Origin of the sequence: Rhodopirellula maiorica SM1, assembly GCF_000346295.1 — a bacterium.
GTDB lineage: Bacteria > Planctomycetota > Planctomycetia > Pirellulales > Pirellulaceae > Novipirellula > Novipirellula maiorica.
In genome coordinates, this window is sequence record NZ_ANOG01000334.1 from 1 (window position 1) to 5,636 (window position 5,636).

At 50.1% G+C, this 5,636-nt stretch carries 3 protein-coding genes; 2 read left to right on the forward strand and 1 reads right to left on the reverse strand.

Translation table 11 applies throughout. The annotated features are described in order from the left end of the window. Window positions 1-469: 469 nt before the first annotated feature. On the reverse strand, window positions 470-3,178 hold the full coding sequence (locus RMSM_RS10875; protein ID WP_008695321.1) for an NACHT domain-containing protein: 2,709 nt from the start codon (window positions 3,176-3,178) through the stop codon (window positions 470-472). Between the two features lie 360 nt (window positions 3,179-3,538). Between RMSM_RS10875 and RMSM_RS10880 the strand changes: the two genes are divergently transcribed. Both RMSM_RS10880 and RMSM_RS10890 read left to right on the forward strand, forming a co-directional pair. After that, window positions 3,539-3,802: a hypothetical protein gene (locus RMSM_RS10880; protein WP_040765641.1), complete on the forward strand. Its 264-nt coding sequence runs from the start codon at window positions 3,539-3,541 to the stop codon at window positions 3,800-3,802. A 1,163-nt stretch (window positions 3,803-4,965) separates the two neighbouring features. Continuing rightward, on the forward strand, window positions 4,966-5,460 hold the full coding sequence (locus tag RMSM_RS10890; protein ID WP_008695331.1) for a hypothetical protein: 495 nt from the start codon (window positions 4,966-4,968) through the stop codon (window positions 5,458-5,460). Window positions 5,461-5,636: the final 176 nt, after the last annotated feature.

Below are 5,636 nucleotides of genomic sequence, written 5' to 3' on the forward strand. Positions count from 1 at the left end.
GTGCCTTGCGGCCCACGGTGCACGACCCACGATTTGCACTTTGATTTATTCAGAAGGTCTCCCAGGATTTTCGATCCACGCCGAGTGCTCCCTAGCCCAACAACAAGACCGCTAAATCAATAGAGAATGCCCCCCAGGCCGGAGGCCGACACACAGACTGCCGTTGGCGTAAGCCAACGGATCTACGAGCGACCTATCACCACTAGGCCGGAGGCCGACACAGTCACAGCAGCGGTATCGCCCTCCGTCCTGCAATGAACGCCAACGACTTGAATTTGGTTGCTTCCTTCGACGCAGACGTTTGTCCAACATCCGCGAGTTTTTATTCACCAGTTGGTCCCATCGCAGGTTCGTCAATGACTCCATCCGCCACACGCCAACGGGCGGAAAGCCGAACACAAAGCCAGGCACCATGCGGAGTATTCTCCGACCCACACCAAACCGTGATGGACCTTTTCATTCGCCTTCGCTAGGACGACGGGAAGTCTCCTGAAGTCAGATCTAAGAAGTAGTCAAATGGCTTTCCTTTGAACCAAGGTATCCACCCAACTCCAGCGACAAGGTGCATCACTTCGTCGTCAATTTCAAGCTTTCTGCAGACTGTGTTCCAAACGATTATCGCACCGATAATATCTCGGCTTCTGCTGCGGTAGCGTAGATTCCGCATTCGCATCAGTAAGCTCGCTTGCACGGCACCAATAATTCCACTCGCGACTGAGCCAGTGACTAAGCTAGCTAAAAAGGTTGATGTTCGTTGAAAACCCCCATCGCCCCGAACTAAAACCACAGCAGCAATAAGAAGACTGAAGAGTCCGAACGCAAAAACGGAAACTCGCAACAACAGTGAAGCCGATCGCATCCTGGAAACTAAGATAAGCGACGGAAGTATACACCGCCCCAAGAAGTAGTTAATTTTACCTGGGCCTAGCATTAATCGAAGCAATGTCGAAGCAACTCCAGCTTCATTTTTTTGAGAGGTACGTGACTCCTCGGAGAGTAACTCTGAAAGAAACGTAATAGACACGGGAAGATACGCAATGTCCGCCGCGCGTGCGTTGCAAGCATTCAACAAAGATATGTCTACATGTGAGTTGCTCTCTGCGACACTATTGTGTAGTGTTTCCGCAAACAAATATTCCATAAAAGATTTGTGTCCAAACCGGAAACAGCCTGTGGCCGCTGGGTCGTCAACCAATAGTCCGCATGTGCGAACGTCTGTATGAACGTGATCACGGCCGTATTCGGAAGCAGCGATCCGGTTCGCCAACGGTTCTCGAACCTCACCAGATAAAGCCGAGGAAGTCAGCGAAACTGATTCAGGGATGGAGTCAATTAACGTGTCTATCGCATCCTTTAGGTGTACACCAGTTATTTGATTTTGCAAACGCTTGGTAACCATAAAGGTTGCGATGCCCTTCATGAAATACTCACGCTCCGACGAGGTGAGCGCCATAAAGCCGGGAGACGCATCTTCCTTTAACCCTTGCCGTCGATAACTGTGCTGAACAAAAAGTCGCATAACGTAGGCTGAGCTCAATGTGCCAAGCTTTTCCGCTAGCTTTTCTTGAGTCCATAAAACTGAGACGATGTGTAGCAATGAGGGTCGTGAAACCAGCTCGCGAAACTCGCTATTTTGCGTCGCGAATTCGCAAATCTGAGTTCGCGCTGCCTCGTCATGTTTGCGCAAAGCAAGATGCATGCGATCAACGTCGAAGGGTTCGAGACGCAGTGCTTGGCAATACGGCTTCCCCGAAATTGGGACTGAGATTCCCAACGACGCGATGAGTTCTTCTTCGTCAAAGAAGAAGTTAGGTCGTCCGGTAATCAATATCTTTGCCTTCGGAGAGCAAAACTGCCAAAGCGTCTTGAAGTGATCGAGACGCATTTCCGCATCACCAATGAGGGACATCTCATCGAATCCCTCAAAAATGATCAGCAGTCGCCCTGCTGCATGGAGCTGCATTAGTGCTTTCGCGCTGATGTTGTAGCGAGCGCCCCAAGCACCGAGCATCTCAAGGGGACTGAGGTTTCGGGGACTTGCACCACGAAGTTCAATATGTATGGGAATACGAAAACTATCGGGATTTCGTAAATGCCGGTACGTTAGCAAAAGCGCGGCCGTACTCTTTCCTTGCCCGTAGTCGCCAAGAAGCGCCAGTTGTCGTTGACTGTGGTCTGCAACCCACTCATCGATATAATCTTCAAAATCCTCGGTATGTTCTGACTTCGGATAAGCCGATTTGATGACCGCAGAAACACAGACTTCTGAAAGTGTCAACTTTGAATCAGGAAGCTTCTGTTGTTCAACACGACTTGTTACATCCGATAGATAGTCATCCCAATTTACCAGGTCGCTCAGCATTCCGTCTTCGGTTAGTACGCGAATAGAGACTCCTGAGAATTTATATATCCTAGGTGGTCCATTTTCCAAAGCGAGTATTAGCTCTATTCCACGATCCTGACGGTCAGCAACTGCAGTCGCATAGGCTGCCGATTTCAACAGCATATTATTGCCGGGTGCAAAATTCTCGCAAATGAGACCAACACAATTTCCATTTTTTGTGTGCCGCCCTATCCAACAATTGGCTTCCTCATGCCAGTCCGATGACAAATCTATTGTGATTGAAGGATTCTTGAGCTTGAATAGTTCTCTCGCCCGCTCACGCCAGGGAGCTAAAGTCTTGACGCTGTCGAGAGGCGCAACGAAACCGACTTTCTGAGATTGGTAAGGCGTCGGTGGCTCCTCACGCCTTATGAGGCGAGTTAGTTCGCGTATTCCTTCCTCCGCGAGGTTTAGGCGTGTACGTTCCTGTTCAAGCAGATAGTGTCGCTCGCTGACGTTTCCATCCCACCTTTCAAAGATTCCCTTGATGGCCCAGATACCGATAGCGTAGATGCAAACTAGGAAACCGTAATCAGCAATATCCGGTGACGGCAGTTCAACCTTCTTTCCCGTAAACCATTCAATAAACAGGGATGCAACGTGCCACGGCATAGCCTTCCCTGCTATAGCAGCGATTAGTGCGAGAGTTAATGACCCGATTGTGCCGAGAGCAGCAAACGCAAAACGTTCTTTTGTGTAGCGTCGACGCCAAAACCAAACGAACGCTGTAGACAAAGTTGCCAATAGAACCAACGTTAGTGTGGCTATTAAAAAGGCAACTTTGAAATAACTCATATCTGATCCTAGAATCGTGAAGATTGTCGCAAAAGCATAAATTCATTTCTGATTGAAGCAAAGTAGGCAATGGGAGTAAGTCTATTGAGAAACGACTCCGAGGAAGAGATCTGGCCTAGCCTTTACTGTGGCCCAATTTTTCCTCTGACGCATTCTGCGTTTTATCGCTGACACATTGGTAAACGACGAATCCGCCTGAGGTGGACAAACAAGCATGGTTTGACTCGTGCCTCCATCCTCATTGGCGATGGGATGCTGACAACTCCGTCGTCAAGTGCGATTCACTCGAAACACGGGACGTGGTTTGTAAACCGAATGCATAGGTCCTACGGCACTAACCCGCGTTAGCGTGAAACTCTGATGCACGAGACTGCGATCAGATTCGAGATGCGGTTACATCGACCAGAGAAGAAAAGGTTCCTGGAGAAGAAAAGGTTCCTGGACTTAATTGCCGTTGTATTGACCAGTCCGGCGATTCTCCGGTGGTCGACGCCGGAACGTCTGCGGGTCGATCCAACCGGAGCACCTTCAAAACGTGGTGAAATCGATCTGTCGGTTATGTGTGAATTGTCAGAAGGTGTTGAAACGTTAGGGATTGTTCCCGTCGGTTTCCGCTCAAACTAGCAAGTGACTACAAAATTGCTAAACCTCGTGCCAATTCATTGGTCGGTAGGTGTAGTCAGTCGAATCGTATAGTTCCGCTTTGAGACCCTCTGGCCACTGCCGTTTCCAGTGGTCTCTGTTAGGTTGAAATCGCTTTTTGTACGACTTCCAAACGTCTTTCACCTTTCTCTCGGTGTTATGCACTCTTTCGATGTCGGATTGATGCCTGGTTGGCTCACGCCACAAAAGGATTACGCGATGATTCGCATTCGGGTGAGCTTGATAGAGCATCTGGATGAGATTGTGGTCTTTCTCCTGCCAGCGAAAAACAATCGTGTCTGGATACTCGGGTTGGAACATTTCGTGTCTAGGTCTATAGGCCGTCAGACCTGATCGTGTGTGGGCCCTGCTAGCGAAGAATTTTGGTTTTCCAATCACCCCCAAATGCTCTCTTATCCCGTGTTCGTTCGATTGGAGGCGGTCAATCAGTGATCCTTTGCCAACGCACCCAACCCCAGCAATAGTCAAAACCAGTTTTGGATTCATCGTTGCCGCTCTTACGTTCTCGAGATAATGTTTTCAAAAGTATCTCAAAACCCAGAAAAAGAGCAAGTTGGAGCTAATGATAAGTTGAGGAGATGTTTATTTGCCTCATTGGCGATGAACACCGACGCGATCCAATGATCGGCTTAAGATATCTCAGTCGGAAATGCCGAAGTCACTTTCGACAGCTTCAAAGTCCTATCAATGGCGCGACCGAGGCGGGATAGGTCTATGCAAAAAAACACCTGGTTGCGTTCTGAGTTGGTGGCATGGACCGTCATCTGCCAGAGTCCCGTTGCTCCACTTTAAAGTGCAACCGCATAAGTCAAGAATTCGTGACCGGGTTAATGCAACTTCCGCTGAGAAACGCTTCACTGGAAGCAGAATCTGCGTTGGTGCAATGATATGCATCATCGTGAGATCGGTTTCGGCGGCCTAAACAAGCATTCTCGTCGCCGGTTCTGTCGATTTCTGGGCAATGACAGTCGAAACTGGTGTGCAAACGTGTGTCTGAGCAGTAGCTTGGATGAGCGTGGCGGCGCGAATTGATTTCGCGGATGTTCTGCAGTAACTGAAGCGACAATCGTGTACGGTGTCCGCTGCGGGGCATTCCTGATACCTGTCCGATCCCTTGGTTTGTAATGCTCAGCGACTTCCTCATTGACGTTCCGGTCTGGCTTGCTCTGGTTGGCTGGTTTGTCGGTAGCTTCGCCCGAGGCCGCAGCATGCAAGATTCTGGCGGGATGTGGGAAACTGTCTACCGTTACGCTTGGCTGTTCGGGAGCTTGATGATCGCGCTGCATGTTCTGGCCAGCTACGGAGTCGCTCATGGCTGGAGCCACGCTGCAGCGATCGAAGCGATCGCGGACGAGTCGGAGCGGGTCACAGGGATCCGTGCTGGATGGGGTGTGTATGTCAATTTCGCCTTCGCCACCGTTTGGATCGGCTACTCGGTCGCAATGGTAATCCGCCGGCGGCGATGGCCGGGAGTCGATCAGGCTGTTTTTTGGTTCACGGCAGCAATTGTCGTATCTGCGACGATCGTTTTTGAAACCGGGGCAGTGCGATGGCTGTCGGTCGCCGGTTTCATCGGTCTGATCATTTCGTATTTTTGGCGTCGAAAGTTATGCGATTGATCGCGCCTCGTCGGTGCCCAGGCCCAGTAATGTTCGCGTGTAAAGCAGGCAGGTAGGAATGATTGGGTGGCATCCCGTTAGCCGCTTGGGCGAATGTTGTGAAGCAATTTTCCCTAGAAGGAAACGCGAATTCACTGTAGCGAAAGTCGCAGAGACTTTCGGCCACGCGAGTCAAA